Source organism: Nocardioides sp. GCM10027114 (assembly GCF_042659625.1).
GTDB lineage: Bacteria > Actinomycetota > Actinomycetes > Propionibacteriales > Nocardioidaceae > Nocardioides.
This window is the reverse complement of record NZ_JBHSSS010000029.1, coordinates 60,552-74,466: the sequence shown is the minus strand read 5'-3', so window position 1 is coordinate 74,466 and position 13,915 is coordinate 60,552. Positions and strand designations below refer to the sequence as shown.

The window sequence follows — 13,915 nt, the reverse complement described above, 5'->3', positions numbered from 1 at the left end:
TCAGCGGCGCGCGGCCTTCATCGCCGGGGACGAGTACACGGTGACGACCTTGTCGCCGCCCAGCCACCCGGTCAGCCGCGCCGCCTCTGCGTCGAGGGCGCGGCGGGCGTCGGCGGCCAGGTCCTCCACGGGCACCACCCGCACGGTGCCGTCGTCGTCCTGCACCCAGCAGCCGACGACCCGGCCGTCCCGCCACGCCGTGGTCCCGGCGTTGCCGTTGCTGTCGAACAGCGCACCGGCGTGGGGCCCGAGGTAGAAGTCGCGCTGCTTCCACCCCATCACCGTGGGGTCGAGGACCGGCAGCAGCGCGGCCCAGGGCTCCGGCTCCGGCATGTCGTCGAGGTCGTCGGGCAGGAGCCAGCCGTCCTCGCTCCGGTCGCCGTGAGCGTCGAGACGGACGGGGACCGCGCCGACGTCCGCGAGCGCCCGCCGGGCCGCGCCGGCGGTGCTGCCGAGCCACCAGCGCAGGTCGGTCTCGGTGCCGGGGCCGAAGGTCCACAGCCAGCGCCGCACCAGCTCGGCGTACCCCTCGCGCTCCGGGAGCGGTGACACCGGCTCGCCGAGCCAGTCCTCCATGAGGCAGTAGCGGGGCCGGGAGGTGCGCCAGTGCCCGCCGTTCCGGGCGCGGACCACCGCACCCTCGGCGCCGAGCTGGCCGATCACCCGCGGGGCGACGGAGATCGTCCCGCCCCACGACTTGCCGGTACCGTAGGTGAGCTGGCCGGCCAGCTCGGGGACCTGCTCGCGGAGCTCGGTCGCGGTCAGCTCCTCGCCGCCTCGGAGCCGGTCGAGGGCGGCCTTCCGCGCCGTCTCGACCCATGCCTCGCCGTCGGCGGTCAGCCCGCCCTTCTCGATCTCCCGGGCGAGCCGCCCCGCCTCGGCGGTGGCGACCCGGGCCGAGGCGCTGCCCCAGGCGGCGGGGAGCAGGTCGCGCGGGAAGGCGAACAGCGTGCGGCGCATCGCCAGCTGCTTCACCAGCGTCCGGTCCTCGTAGAGCGCGCGCTCCACGTCGGCCACGGCCACGTCGGCGACGCGGGCCCACAGGGCGAGGTGGACGCTGGCCGGCTCGGTGGCGTGCAGCACCGTCATCGCCCGGGTCGCCGCCAGCACGTCGGCTGCGCGGCTGTCCGGTGCCAGGCAGTGCCGGTGGGCCAGACGGGCCCGTCGCTGCCGGTCGGTGACGTGGCGCATGCGCCTATCCTGCCCAAGCGATGCCACGATCTCTCCCCTCCCGCCGCACCGTCGTCCTGCTGGTCGGCCTGCTGCTGCTCTCGCTCAACCTCCGGCCGGCGGCCGTCTCGGTCGGGCCGGTGCTGGCCGAGGTGCGCGCGGGCCTGGACATGGGGGCCGTGGAGGCGGGTCTGCTCACCTCCCTGCCGGTGCTCGCGTTCGCCGTCTTCGGCGCGATGGCACCCGCGCTCGCCTCGCGGGCCGGGGTCCACCGGGTCACGCTCGCCGCCCTGCTCGCCCTGGTCGCGGGGCTCGCGGGCCGGGCGGCGGCGCCCGACGCCGTCGTCTTCCTGGTGCTGTCGCTGCTCGCGCTGGCCGGCATGGCGATGGCCAACGTGCTGCTGCCGTCGCTGGTGAAGCTCCACTTCCCCGACCGGGTGGGCCGGGTGACCGCGCTCTACACCGGCGCGCTGTCGGTCGGGCTGACCGCCTCCCTGATGGCGACCGTGCCCGTCTCGGAGGCCGCCGGCTCGTGGCGGTGGGGCCTGGGCGGGTGGGCGGCGCTCGCCCTGCTGGCCGCGCTGCCCTGGCTGCACCTGGCCGGCCACGACCGGACGCTCGAGCGGGCGCCGCGCGCCGTACGGCTGGGCGACGTGGCGCGCACCCCGCTCGGTCTGGGCATGGGCCTCGCCTTCGGCCTGCAGTCGATGCAGGCCTACATGATCTTCGGCTGGTTCGCCCAGCTGTGGCGCGACGCCGGCTTCTCGCCGACGCAGGCCGGCCTGCTCGTGGGACTGCTGGCCGGCACCAGCATCCCGCTGTCGCTGTGGCTGCCCGCGGTGCTGGCGCGCAGCCACCGTCCCGGGCTGCTGCTGGCCACGGTGGTGTCCGGCTACCCGGTGGCCTACGTGGGCCTGATGGTCGCGCCCCAGTCGCTGGCCGTGCTCTGGGCGGTGTTGACCGGCGCCGCCACGACGACGTTCCCGCTGGTGCTGACCCTGATCGGGCTGCGCGCGAGGACCCCCGACGGCACCGCGGCACTGTCCGGCTTCACCCAGTCGGCGGGCTACCTGATGGCCGCGGTCGGACCGTTCACCATCGGCGTGCTCCACGACGCCACCGGCGGGTGGACGGCACCGCTGGCGCTGATGACGGCGCTGGTCGCCCCGCTGCTGGCGATCTGCCTCTACGTCGCCCGCCCGGTCTACGTCGAGGACCAGCTGCGCTACCCGGCGACCGTCAGACCACGCTGAGCGGCAGCAGCTTCTTGCCCGTGGGACCGATCTGGATCTCGGTGTTCATCTCCGGGCACACCCCGCAGTCGTAGCAGGGAGTCCATCGGCAGTCCTCGACCTCGACGTCGGCGGAGCCGTCGGCGACCGCGAGGGCGTCCTCCCAGTCGGCCCACAGCCAGTCCTTGTCGAGGCCCGAGTCGAGGTGGTCCCAGGGCAGGACCTCGTCGTACTCCCGCTCACGGGTGGTGTACCAGTCGAGGTCGACGCCGGTGCCGGCGAGCGCCTTCCCGGCCGACTCGACCCAGCGGTCGAAGGAGAAGTACTCGCTCCAACCGTCGAAGCGCCCGCCGTCGCGCCAGACCTGCTCGATCACGGCGCCGACCCGGCGGTCGCCGCGCGAGAGCAGTCCCTCGATCATGCCGGGCTTGCCGTCGTGGTAGCGGAAGCCGATGGCGCGGCCGTAGCGCTTGTCCTCGCGGACCGTGTCGCGCAGCTTCTTGAGCCGCTCGTCGGTGGTCTCGTGGTCGAGCTGCGCCGCCCACTGGAACGGCGTGTGCGGCTTGGGCACGAAGCCGCCGATGGAGACCGTGCAGCGGATGTCGTTGCGGCCGGAGACCTCGCGGCCCTTGGCGATGACGCGCTTGGCGAGGTCGGCGATCGCGAGCACGTCCTCGTCGGTCTCGGTCGGCAGGCCGCACATGAAGTAGAGCTTCACCTGCCGCCAGCCGTGGGAGTACGCCGTCGCGACGGTGCGGATCAGGTCCTCCTCGGTGACCATCTTGTTGATCACCTTGCGCATCCGCTCGCTGCCGCCCTCGGGGGCGAAGGTCAGGCCGGAGCGGCGGCCGTTGCGGGAGAACTCGTTGGCCAGCGTGATGTTGAAGGCGTCGACGCGGGTGCTCGGCAGGCTCAGGCTGACGTTGGAGCCGTCGTACCGGTCGGCGAGGCCCTTGGCGACGTCGCCGATCTCGGTGTGGTCGGCGCTCGACAGCGAGAGCAGCCCGACCTCCTCGAAGCCGGTCTTGCGGATGCCGTTCTCGACCATGTTGCCGATGGTCTCGATGGACCGCTCGCGGACCGGGCGGGTGATCATGCCGGCCTGGCAGAAGCGGCAGCCGCGGGTGCAGCCGCGGAAGATCTCGACCGAGAAGCGCTCGTGGACGGTCTCGGCCAGCGGCACCAGCGGCTTGGCGGGGTAGGGCCAGGCGTCGAGGTCCATGAGGGTGTGCTTGCGGACCCGGAAGGGGATGCCCGGCCGGTTCGGCACGACCGCCTCGATGGTGCCGTCCTCGGCGTAGGCGACGTCGTAGAAGCGCGGCACGTAGACCGAGCCGCTGACCGCGAGCCGGCGCAGCAGCTCGTCGCGCCCACCAGGGCGGTCCTCGAGCTTCCACTCGCGGACGACGTCGGAGATCGCCAGCACGACCTCCTCGCCGTCGCCGAGCACGGCGGCGTCGAGGAAGTCGGCGATCGGCTCGGGGTTGAACGCCGCGTGGCCGCCGGCGAGCACGATCGGGTCGTCGACGGAGCGGTCCGCGCTGTGCAGCGGGATGCCGGCCAGGTCGAGCGCCGTGAGCATGTTGGTGTATCCCAGCTCGGTGGAGAAGCTGAGGCCGAGGACGTCGAACGCGCCGACCGGACGGTGGCTGTCGACGGTGAACTGCGGGATCGGGCCGTGCTCGTCGCCCTCGCGCATGACGCGCTCCATGTCCGGCCACACGGCGTACGTCCGCTCGGCGACGATCCAGTCGCGCTCGTTCAGGACCTCGTAGAGGATCTGGACGCCCTGGTTGGGCAGGCCCACCTCGTAGGCGTCGGGGTACATCAGCGCCCAGCGGACGGTCGGACCCTCCGGCGCGCAGTCCCAGTCCTTGACGGTCGAGTTGAGCTCACCACCGACGTACTGGATCGGCTTCTGCACCAGCGGGAGCTTGGGCTCCAGGCGCGGGAAGACGCTGCGGTGGTCGGGACCGACGGACACGACGAGAACACCTCTGCTGCAGATGGGGATCGGGGCGACTTCCAAGGGTACGACGGACCGGGCGGCCGCGTGGATTCCTCGACGCCGCTCCCGAGCGGGGCGCGGGCGCCTTGCCCGGTTCCCTAGGGTTCGGGGCATGGTGGCGGCGCGGGTGGCACGGTCGGTGGGGCAGCTCCGGTGGACGACGGTGGTGCCGGTGGTCGCGGTGCTGGTGCTCGCCGCCTCGTGGAACGCCAAGCCCGACGGTGCCGCCGAGGTTGCGCTGATGCTGGTCGTGGGCGCCCTGCTGATCGGGGCCGTGCTCGCGGCGGTCCACCACGCCGAGGTGGTCGCGCACCGCGTCGGCGAGCCGTTCGGCTCGCTGGTCCTCGCGGTCGCGGTCACGGTGATCGAGGTCGCCCTCATCGTGACGCTGATGATCTCGGGCGGCGACGCCACCTCGACCCTCGCGCGCGACACCGTCTTCGCGGCGCTGATGATCACGCTGAACGGCATCGTCGGCCTGTCGCTGCTGGTGGCCTCGCTGCGGCACCGCTTCGCCGTCTTCAACCCCGAGGGCACGGGCGCAGCGCTGGCGACGGTGGTCGCCCTGGCGTCCCTGTGCCTCGTGCTCCCCCGGTTCACCACCTCGGCGTCCGGCGCCCAGTACTCCGGCTCGCAGCTGGCCTTCGCGGCGGTGGCGTCGCTCGCGCTCTACGTGCTGTTCCTCTTCACCCAGACCGTCCGGCACCGCGACTTCTTCCTGCCCGTCCACGGTGAGCACTCCCCCGAGCCCCGGGAGCCGGTGGACGAGGACGGGGACGGGCACGCCGACCCGCCGACGACGCGGGCGGCCCTGCAGAGCCTCGGTCTGCTGCTGGTCGCGCTCGTCGCCGTCGTGGGGCTGGCCAAGGTGGCCTCTCCGGCGATCGAGGCCGGTGTGGACGGGCTCGGCTTCCCGCGCGCCGTGGTCGGCGTCGTGATCGCGCTGCTCGTCCTGGCGCCCGAGTCGATCGCCGCGGTCCGCGCCGCGGCGCTCGCCCGCACCCAGATCAGCCTCAACCTCGGGCTCGGGTCGGCGATGGCCTCGATCGGCCTCACCATCCCGACGCTGGCCGTCGCCTCGATCTGGCTCGACGGCCCGCTCGACCTCGGCCTCGAGCCGGTGCAGATCGTGCTGCTCCTGACGACGGTCGCGGTGGCCGTGCTCACCGTCGTGCCCGGGCGGGCGAAGCCGCTGCAGGGCGGCGTGCACCTCGCCCTGCTCGCGGCGTTCGTCTTCCTGACGATCCAGCCCTGACCCCGCGGGTCAGGCGTCGGGCCCGCCGAGCTCCTCGAGGGCCCGCTGCGCCTCGGCGAGCTTCTCCCGGGCGGCGGCGATGAGGTCCTCCAGGCCGGGCGCCCCGAAGCGGTTGGCGACCTGGTCGACGTACTCGGCGATGATCGGGTCGGGGGTGCTCATGCCTCCCAATGACACCAGCCTCCCCCGCGTCGCGCCCTCGCGGGTGGCAACTGGTGGCAGCTCGGGCCGTCTCCCGGGGCAACTGGTGGCAGCTCGGCGACGTCCCGGGGGGAACTGGTGGCAGGTCAGCCCTTGACGTAGGACAGCTTCTCGCAGACCTTTCCGTCGCGGAGCCGGAGCACGTCGACGCCGCGGACGTGGCCGGGAGCGCCGTCCGGCTCCGTCCAGTCGAACCGCCAGCGCAGCACCGCGCGGTCACCGCAGACCATCGACTCCTCCTCCGTGAAGGAGGCGTCCCGGGTGGTGGCGAACAGCTCCTCCCAGACCGCGCGCACGGCCTCCGCGCCCTCGTGGCGCTGCCCGTCGGGGGCCGGCGTGGTCGCCTCGAACACGCAGTCGTCGGTCGTCAGTGCCATCACCGCGTCGACGTCGCCGCGGCCGAACGCCGCGGAGAAGCGGGTCAGGCCGGCATGGGTCGGCCCCCACGACGGGTCGCGGCCGAAGGCGCTGAGCAGCGCCGCCTGCGGGTCGTGGGGGTCGACGCCCGTCGATGCCCGCGGCCCGATCACCCCGGCGCCCCGGAAGCGCTCCTCGTAGGCGGCGAACCAGGCTGCCACCTCGGCGACCAGCGCCGGGTCCAGCCGGGGGTCGCCCCCGGTGGCGACCGCGAGGTCCCAACCGTGCACCAGGTGGTCGGCGGCGAGCTGACGGACGTACTCGTCGATGCTCTCGTCGCCCCACGACAGGTGCACCTGGCCGTGCTGCGGCAGGGTGCGGGCGACGTCGCGGGTGGCCTCGCCGGCGGCGGTCAGAGCGGTCCGGATCGGGTCGTCGCCGAGGACGTCGCCGTCGAAGCGGTCGCCCACCTCCGCGATCGTGGCGCCGTTGACCAGCGGCGACGTCCACAGGTCCTCGCCGGTCACGTGGTTGGTGAGCTGGCGGACGCTCCACTCGCGGCAGGGCGTGGGGTCGTCCCACTGGTCCGCCTTCACGGCGTTCACGCGGTCGGCCCAGCTCTCCACCGTGCGGTGGTAGAGGGTGTTGAGGTCCATGTCGGTCCCTCCTTCGGGTGTCGTCTCCAGTTGTCCGAGAGGGGCTCCGCGCCGGTCAGAACGACTCGGCGTCGAGCGTCTTGCGCGCCCGGGCGACCCACCAGTCGAGGTCGGCCCGCTCGCGGGCACGGACCTCGGGGTCGGGGTTGTCGGCTGCGTCGAGCGCCTTGTTCCAGCCCAGCCACATCAGGGCGGCGAGCACCGCGAGCCGGGCCGACCGCGGGTCGTAGGCCGGGCCGGCCCTGCCGGCGTACGTCGCGAGCAGCTCCTCGCGGCTCGGCGACAACACGGAGGCGCACTGCGCCAGGAAGCGCGCCATGTCCAGCGCTCCCGGCGCCGCGGTCGCCAGGGCCCAGTCCAGCAGGACGAGGTCGTCGCCGCGGACAGCCATGTTCACCGTGGCGAGGTCGCCGTGCACCAGCGTCACCGGGCCCTGCGCCAGGGCGCCGGCCAGCGGATGGGCGTCGTCGAGCAGCGCCAGCACCCGCCCCGCGACGTCGGCGTCGACGAGGTCCTCGAAGTGCTCCCAGCCGTGCAGCGCCAGCTGCATCAGCTCGTCGCCCTCGGCGGCGGCGTCGCGGACCCGGCGTGGCGCGAAGACGGTCAGCACCCGGTCCAGGGGCACGAGGTCGTTGGGCGCCGTGCCGAGGAAGGCCCGGTGCAGCCGGGCGACGCGATCGACGACGAGCAACGAGGTCTCCCGGTCGAGGTGGTCCCGCCAAGTCATCACCTCGCCCGTCAGGTCCTGCATCACCACCACCGTGGTGCCGTCCTCGACCCAGGAGTCGACCACCGCGTGCGCCACCCCGGACGGCAGGCGGTCCAGGACGCCGGCGGTCCGCAGCACGTGGTCGCGGGCCAGCGTCGCGCCCGTGAGCCGCAGCGTGAGGTCGGTGTCGGGGTCGACCCGCTTGACCACGAGGACGCGCCCGTCCTCGAGCCGGACGCGCTCGAGGCCTGCGCCCGACTTCCCTTCGTGTCCTGACAGGACGGTTCGTTCGACGGCGCCCTGCAGCAGCTCGGCGGGGGCCACTCCTCCACCGTGTCAAAGGCGGGGGTGGTGCGCCATGACCCGCCCGGGCCGTTCGGAGGGCGCAGTGATGGGCCGGCACCCGGTCCGTCGAGCCCCGCCGGCGGCCGTCAGCGGACGGTGACGCGCGGTGTGGCGAGGAGCCGGGTGGGCAGCGAGGCCGTGGAGCGGAGGTGGATGTTCTGGAGCAGGCCGACGGCGAGGAGGCCGGCGAACATCGAGCTTCCGCCGTAGGAGACGAACGGTAGCGGCACGCCCGTCACCGGCATGATGCCGAGGCACATCCCGACGTTCTGGAAGGCCTGAAAGCCGAACCAGCAGGCGATCCCCGCCGCGGCGATGCGACCGAAGACGTCGTCGCTGTGGAAGGCGACCGCCAGGGCGCGCCAGATCACGAGCCCCAGGAGCGCGATGAGCAGCCCGGCCCCGAGGAGGCCGAGCTCCTCGCCGGCCACCGTGAAGATGAAGTCGGTGTGCTGCTCGGGCACGAAGCCGGCCCGCGTCTGGGACCCGTTGAAGAGCCCCTCGCCGAGCAGCCCGCCGTTGCCGACCGCGATCCGGGCCTGCTCGGTGTTGTAGCCGGCGCCGCGCGGGTCGAGGTCGGGGTTGGTGAACGCCATGAAGCGGTCGACCTGGTAGTCCTCGAGCAGCCCCTGCGTCACGGCGACGGTGGCCACCGCGACCGCGCCCGACACCAGCAGCACCAGCCAGCGGCGGCCGGCCCCGGAGGCTGAGACGACACCGAAGACGGTCGCGGAGAGCACGAGCATGGTGCCGAGGTCGGGCTGCGCGAGAATCAGTGCCGCGGGGACCGCGGCGATGGCGAGCATGCCCGTGACGTCGACCCAGGTGACGTCGTCGCGCCGACGGCCCTCCGCTCGCTCGGCCACCAGCAGCGCCATGCCGATCACGACGGCGAGCTTGGCGAACTCGGCCGGCTGGATGGACATGCCGCCCAGCTGGATCCAGGACCGGGAGCCGTTGATCGTGGCGCCGTTGGTCAGCACCAGCACCAGGCCGGCCAGCGAGGCGACGTAGACCAGCGGCGCGAGGATCCGCACCCAGCGGTGGTCGGTGGCGAGCACCATCACCATCAGCACGACGCCGATCGCGACGTTGACCAGCTGCTTGCGGAGGAAGACCGACGGGTCGCCGCCGGTGAGCTCGTCGCGGGTGGAGGTCGCCGACCACACCAGCAGCGTGCCGAGCACGAGCAGGGCGGCGACCGCGGCCATGAGGACCCAGTCGAGGCCGGGGGCGCGCAGGCTGCGGGTCGGCTGGCTGCCTCGCCCGACGACGCGGCTCATCGCCGGCTCCCGGAGCGGCTGGGCGGCAGGATCGAGCCGTCGTCGAGGAAGGTGGGCAGCCCCTGCGGCGGCGTCGTGCCGGGGATCGCGGCACGCGCGGGGACGACCTGCTCCTCCTCGACGCCGTAGAGCGCCTCCCAGATCGCGCGGATCGCGGGGCCCGAGGTGCCGGAGCCCGTGCCGCCCTGGGAGACCATCATCACCACGACGTAGTCGTCGGAGTACGACGCGACCCACGACGTCGACTGCTTGCCGTAGACCTCGGCCGAGCCGGTCTTGGAGCGGACGACGACGCGGTCGAGCGGGAAGCCGCCCATCCGCCACGCCATCGTCCCCTGCCGGGTGACGCCCAGGAGCGCCCGGTCGATGTAGTCGATGACCTGCCGGGGCACGTCGACCTTGCCGGCGACCTTGGGCTTGATGCGGCGCAGCACCGTCCCCTGCGGGTCGACGATCGCCTTGCCCACGCGGGGCTCGTAGAGGGTGCCGCCGTTGGCCAGTGCTCCGTAGGCCCGGGCCAGCTGCAGCGGCGTGACGATGGTGTCGCCCTGGCCGATGGCGAAGTTGACGGCGTCGCCGGCGCGGTAGGCGTAACCCTCGATGCAGAACTCGCGCGCGAACTTGTAGACGAAGTCGCTGGTCTTGGCGTCCTGCGGCTTGCCGGCGATGCCGCAGTAGAAGTCCTTCATCGACTCGTAGTATGCGAGCTTCCACTTGCGGTCGGCGATCCGGCCGGCGGCCTCCCCCGGCAGGTCGATGCCGGTGCGGGAGCCGAAGCCCCAGTCCTTGGCCTCCTGGACCAGCGGGTCGCGGGCGTCGACGTCGTCGACGTCGGAACCGAGCCGGCGCCAGTAGTCGTAGCCGATCCGGTAGAAGAAGGTGTTGCAGGACACCTCGAGGGCCCGGTCGAAGCCGATGTAGCCGTAGGCACCGGACTCGTAGTTCTTGAAGACGCGGTTGCCGACCGGGAAGCCCGAGGAGCAGTTGAGCCGCGCCCCGGTCGAGTAGCCGTTGGTCAGCGCGCCGGCGGTCATGAACGGCTTCCACGTCGAGCCCGGCGCGAACTGGCCCTGCGTGGCCCGGCTCAGCAGCGGGGTCCCGGCGTCCTCGGAGTAGAGCCGGGCAAGCTGGGACTCGGTGATGCCGCCGACCCAGAGGCCTGGGTCGTACGTCGGCCGGCTGGCCATGGCGACGACCCGGCCGGTGTCGGCCTCGAGCACGACCGCTGCGCCGGAGTCGGCGACGTAGTTGCGGCCCGTGACGGTGTCGCGGGTCTGGCGGGCGGTGCGGATGGTGAGGTCGAGCTGCTTCTCGACCACTCCCTGGACCCGGGCGTCGATCGAGGTGACCAGGGTGTCGCCGGGCTGACCCGCGATCTCGCTGTCGTCGCCGATCACCCGGCCCATCGAGTCGACGGCGACGTTGCGGTAGCCGGGCATGCCGCGCAACCAGGCGTCGTACTGCTTCTCGACGCCGGCCCGGCCGACCGACGAGGCGCCGTTGACCGAGCGGTCGCCGTCGGCGACGGCCTTGTCGAGCTCGCCCTCCGTGATCGGGCTGAGGTAGCCGAGGACGTGGGCGAGGTTGACGCCGAACGGGCGGGGATAGGAGCGCACGGTCTGCTGCTCCACCACGATGGCGGGATGGTCCTCGGGCTGCTCGAGGATCCGCAGCGCCACCGACTGGCGCACGTCGGTCGCGACCGGCACCGGCTGGTACGGCGAGCCGTTCCAGCACTCGCCGGCGACGCTGCCCTCGGCGCCGCAGGTGACGAGGCTGCGGCGGATCTTCGGCGTCGGGATCCCGACCGCGGTGCCGAGCCGGTCGAGCAGGGTGCGCTGCTGACGGTCGGAGAGCTTGCCGAGAAGGGTCCGGTCGACCGAGACCACCCACGAGGGCCGGTTGGTGACCAGCGGTCGGCCCATGTCGTCGACGATGAGGCCGCGCTGGGGCTGCACGACGATCTCGCGCACCGACTGGTTGGCGGCCTGGGCGGTGTACTGGGCGCCGCTGACGACCTGGAGGTAGTAGAGCCGCGCGAACAGCGTGGCGAAGAGCGAGAAGACCAGCACCTGGATCACGAGGATGCGCAGCCGGCTGCGGCGGTTGCCGCCCGACCGCCCCTGGGCGGCGGCCATCAGGCGGGCACCCGCTCCGGCTCGAGCCGCTGGAACAGGCCCATCACGGGCGGCAGCACGAACGGGGTCAGCAGCACGTCCCACGCCACGGCGACCGCGATGACCTGCAGCAGCGCGACGATGCCGGTGACCGGGTCGCCGAGCAGCAGCCCGCTCAGCGCGTAGACCGAGGTCCCGACGAAGGACGAGGCGGCCACGGTGGCGACCACGGCGGTGGCCGAGGGTCGCACGTCCTGGCGGACCCGGCCGGCGACGTAGCCGACGACCACCAGCGCCAGCGCCCAGCGCCCGGCGACGTGGTCGGCCGGCGGCGCGAGATCGACCAGCAGGCCCGCGAGCAGGCCGAGCGTGGCGGCGAACTGGGCGCCTCGGGTCAGGGCCGCGCCGACGACCACCAGCAGCACCAGGTTGGGCACGATGCCCTGCCAGGCGAGGTGCGGGAAGAACGAGACCTGCAGCACCAGCGCCACGCACACCGCGGCCAGCGCCGCCAACGTCCTCACGAAGGTCATCGCAGGCTCCCGTCGGCCTCGACCACCGAGCGGTCACTGGTGGAGCCGGACGGCACGACGACGCCGACCAGGTCGAGCGACCCGAAGTCGACGAACGGCTCGATCTCGGCGCGCTGCGAGGTCTGGCGCAGGTCGCTGTAGACCGAGGTGACCCGGCCGACCGGGACGCCGGAGACGTACGGCGCTCCGCCCTCGCTGCCCCAGGTCACGACGGTGGCGTGCTTGGCGGGGACCTCGGCGTTGTCGACCAGCTCGAGGTCGAGCCGGCCGGCGTCGCCGAGGGCGCCGCGGCCGCGCAGGAAGCCCATCTCCATGCTGTCGGCGACCCGGCCGCCCACCACGGAGCCGGCGTCGACGACCAGCAGCACCGTGGCGGTCGTGCTGGTCACCCGGAGCACCCGGCCGACGAGGCCGTCGTTGTTGAGCACGGTCATGTCGGGACGGATGCCGGCCTCGGAGCCGGCGTCGATGGTCACCGTGTGGGAGAACGACTGGGCGGGGCCCAGCCCGACCACCCGGGCCGGCACGAGCGCGTAGCCGAGCTCGGCGGCGGTCGACGTGAGGCCGTCGTACTGCTCGAGCCGCTGGCGGTCGTAGCCGCTGGTGCGGGTCTCGGCGAGCAGCCGGGAGTTCTCCGCCTCGAGGTCGGCGATCCGCTCCTGCAGCGCGCCCTTCGAGCGGAACCAGTCGGGCACGGCCGTGAACGGGCGGACGACGGCGGCCACGCCGGTCTCGGCCGGGCCCAGCGTCTCGCCCACGACCCGTCGGGCGGGCTCCAGCGGGGAGTCGGCGCCCCCGCGGTAGTCGAGCGTGATGACGCTGAGGCAGGCGAGGACGAGCGCGACGAGCAGGGCGCGCGACGGCCGGTGGCGGGCGTCGAGCCGGTCGAGGCTCCCCCAGCGGCGCTCGCGCCCTCCGCCGGGGCCCCTACCGCCGGAGCTGCCGAACCCCATCAGAACCGCCTCGGCTCCGAGACCAGCACCTGCTGCAGCGCCTCGAACTCCTCGACGCAGCGGCCCGCGCCCAGCGCGACGCTGGTGAGCGGGTCCTCGGCGACGTGGACGGGCATGCCGGTCTCGTGGCGAAGCCGCTCGTCGAGGCCGCGCAGCAGGCCGCCGCCGCCCGTGAGCACGATGCCGCGGTCCATGATGTCGCCGGCCAGCTCGGGCGGGGTCTGGTCGAGGGTGGCGCGGACCGCGTCGACGATGGCGTGGAGCGGCTCCTCGAGGGCCTGGCGGACCTCGGCGCTCGACACGACGACCGTGCGCGGCAGCCCGGAGACCATGTCGCGGCCGCGGATCTCGGCCTCCGGCTCGTCGGGCAGCGGGAACGCCGACCCGAGTGTCATCTTGACCTCCTCGGCGGTGCGGTCGCCGAGCATGAGGGAGTACTCCTTCTTCATCCAGGCGACGATCGCCTGGTCGAGGTCGTCGCCGGCGGTCCGGATGGACAGGCTGGTGACGATGCCGCCGAGCGAGATGACCGCGACCTCGGTGGTGCCGCCGCCGACGTCGACGACCATGTTGCCGGTGGCCTGGTGGACCGGCAGGCCGGCGCCGATCGCGGCGGCCATCGGCTCCTCCACGATGTAGACCCGGCGGGCGCCCGCCTGGTAGCCGGCCTCCTTGACCGCGCGCTGCTCGACCGCGGTGATGCCGCTCGGCACGCAGATGACCATGCGGGGCTTCGCGAAGTAGCGCCGCCGGTGGACCTGCTGGATGAAGAACCGCAGCATCTGCTCGGTCGCCTCGAAGTCGGCGATGACGCCGTCCTTGAGCGGCCGGATGGCGGTGATGTTGTCGGGCGTGCGGCCCAGCATGCGCTTGGCCTCGTGGCCCACGGCGAGGATCTCGCCGGTGGACGAGTTGAGGGCGACCACGCTGGGCTCGTCGAGCAGGACCCCCTTGCCGCGGACGTACACCAGCGTGTTGGCGGTGCCGAGGTCCACGGCCATGTCGCGGCCGATGAAGCTGTTCGCCATGCCGGTGCCTCGCGGGTCGTCGCCCCCGGAGGGACGGGTCGGCCGGACGCACGGGTCGTCCGGTTGGG

General features: G+C 73.3%; 12 protein-coding genes. 2 read left to right on the top strand and 10 right to left on the bottom strand.

What is annotated here, in order from left to right; all coding sequences use genetic code 11:
* On the bottom strand, window positions 1–1,191 hold the full coding sequence (locus ACFP2E_RS17155) for a winged helix DNA-binding domain-containing protein (RefSeq protein WP_378524440.1): 1,191 nt from the start codon (window positions 1,189–1,191) through the stop codon (window positions 1–3).
* Window positions 1,192–1,211: 20 nt separating this feature from the next.
* Here ACFP2E_RS17155 and ACFP2E_RS17150 point away from each other — a divergent pair, with 20 nt between their 5' ends.
* Complete coding sequence (locus tag ACFP2E_RS17150) at window positions 1,212–2,423, top strand: MFS transporter (protein ID WP_378524441.1); 1,212 nt, start codon at window positions 1,212–1,214, stop codon at window positions 2,421–2,423.
* Here ACFP2E_RS17150 and ACFP2E_RS17145 read toward each other — a convergent pair.
* A complete protein-coding gene (locus tag ACFP2E_RS17145) occupies window positions 2,410–4,386 on the bottom strand; it encodes a TIGR03960 family B12-binding radical SAM protein (RefSeq protein WP_378524442.1) in 1,977 nt (658 codons plus the stop codon). The two genes, ACFP2E_RS17150 and ACFP2E_RS17145, sit on opposite strands and share 14 nt — an antisense overlap.
* 136 nt (window positions 4,387–4,522) lie before the next feature.
* Here ACFP2E_RS17145 and ACFP2E_RS17140 point away from each other — a divergent pair, with 136 nt between their 5' ends.
* Window positions 4,523–5,665 (top strand): calcium:proton antiporter, encoded by a 1,143-nt coding sequence (locus ACFP2E_RS17140; RefSeq protein WP_378524443.1) that lies wholly within the window; start codon window positions 4,523–4,525, stop codon window positions 5,663–5,665.
* A 9-nt stretch (window positions 5,666–5,674) separates the two neighbouring features.
* On the opposite strand, the gene ACFP2E_RS17135 is transcribed toward ACFP2E_RS17140, so the two are convergent.
* The 8 genes from ACFP2E_RS17135 to ACFP2E_RS17100 all read right to left on the bottom strand — a co-directional run bounded on the left by ACFP2E_RS17135 (window position 5,675) and on the right by ACFP2E_RS17100 (window position 13,847).
* Complete coding sequence (locus ACFP2E_RS17135) at window positions 5,675–5,827, bottom strand: hypothetical protein (RefSeq protein WP_378524444.1); 153 nt, start codon at window positions 5,825–5,827, stop codon at window positions 5,675–5,677.
* Between the two features lie 125 nt (window positions 5,828–5,952).
* Window positions 5,953–6,879, bottom strand: coding sequence for a TIGR03086 family metal-binding protein (locus ACFP2E_RS17130; protein WP_378524445.1), 927 nt, complete (start codon window positions 6,877–6,879; stop codon window positions 5,953–5,955).
* 55 nt (window positions 6,880–6,934) lie between these two features.
* Window positions 6,935–7,912: a phosphotransferase family protein gene (locus tag ACFP2E_RS17125; protein WP_378524446.1), complete on the bottom strand. Its 978-nt coding sequence runs from the start codon at window positions 7,910–7,912 to the stop codon at window positions 6,935–6,937.
* Window positions 7,913–8,019: 107 nt separating this feature from the next.
* Complete coding sequence (gene rodA, locus ACFP2E_RS17120) at window positions 8,020–9,216, bottom strand: rod shape-determining protein RodA (RefSeq protein WP_378524447.1); 1,197 nt, start codon at window positions 9,214–9,216, stop codon at window positions 8,020–8,022.
* The gene (gene mrdA, locus ACFP2E_RS17115; RefSeq protein WP_378524448.1) at window positions 9,213–11,354 is read right to left on the bottom strand and encodes a penicillin-binding protein 2; all 2,142 of its coding nucleotides are present in this window, start codon (window positions 11,352–11,354) and stop codon (window positions 9,213–9,215) included. Before mrdA ends, rodA begins: the two co-directional genes overlap by 4 nt.
* Window positions 11,354–11,866: a rod shape-determining protein MreD gene (mreD, locus tag ACFP2E_RS17110; protein ID WP_378524449.1), complete on the bottom strand. Its 513-nt coding sequence runs from the start codon at window positions 11,864–11,866 to the stop codon at window positions 11,354–11,356. The genes mrdA and mreD overlap by 1 nt, the downstream gene beginning before the upstream one ends.
* A complete protein-coding gene (gene mreC, locus ACFP2E_RS17105) occupies window positions 11,863–12,819 on the bottom strand; it encodes a rod shape-determining protein MreC (RefSeq protein ID WP_378524450.1) in 957 nt (318 codons plus the stop codon). Before mreC ends, mreD begins: the two co-directional genes overlap by 4 nt.
* Window positions 12,819–13,847: a rod shape-determining protein gene (locus ACFP2E_RS17100; RefSeq protein ID WP_378524451.1), complete on the bottom strand. Its 1,029-nt coding sequence runs from the start codon at window positions 13,845–13,847 to the stop codon at window positions 12,819–12,821. Before ACFP2E_RS17100 ends, mreC begins: the two co-directional genes overlap by 1 nt.
* Window positions 13,848–13,915: the final 68 nt, after the last annotated feature.

What these genes read in the sequence shown, in the direction of transcription:
- ACFP2E_RS17155 (WP_378524440.1), bottom strand. Translation starts at nt 1,191, where the DNA reads ATGCGCCACGTCACCGACCGGCAGCGACGGGCCCGTCTGGCCCACCGG.
- ACFP2E_RS17150 (WP_378524441.1), top strand. Translation starts at nt 1,212, where the DNA reads ATGCCACGATCTCTCCCCTCCCGCCGCACCGTCGTCCTGCTGGTCGGC.
- ACFP2E_RS17140 (WP_378524443.1), top strand. Translation starts at nt 4,523, where the DNA reads ATGGTGGCGGCGCGGGTGGCACGGTCGGTGGGGCAGCTCCGGTGGACG.
- ACFP2E_RS17135 (WP_378524444.1), bottom strand. Translation starts at nt 5,827, where the DNA reads ATGAGCACCCCCGACCCGATCATCGCCGAGTACGTCGACCAGGTCGCC.
- ACFP2E_RS17130 (WP_378524445.1), bottom strand. Translation starts at nt 6,879, where the DNA reads ATGGACCTCAACACCCTCTACCACCGCACGGTGGAGAGCTGGGCCGAC.
- rodA (WP_378524447.1), bottom strand. Translation starts at nt 9,216, where the DNA reads ATGAGCCGCGTCGTCGGGCGAGGCAGCCAGCCGACCCGCAGCCTGCGC.
- mrdA (WP_378524448.1), bottom strand. Translation starts at nt 11,354, where the DNA reads ATGGCCGCCGCCCAGGGGCGGTCGGGCGGCAACCGCCGCAGCCGGCTG.
- mreD (WP_378524449.1), bottom strand. Translation starts at nt 11,866, where the DNA reads ATGACCTTCGTGAGGACGTTGGCGGCGCTGGCCGCGGTGTGCGTGGCG.
- mreC (WP_378524450.1), bottom strand. Translation starts at nt 12,819, where the DNA reads ATGGGGTTCGGCAGCTCCGGCGGTAGGGGCCCCGGCGGAGGGCGCGAG.
- ACFP2E_RS17100 (WP_378524451.1), bottom strand. Translation starts at nt 13,847, where the DNA reads ATGGCGAACAGCTTCATCGGCCGCGACATGGCCGTGGACCTCGGCACC.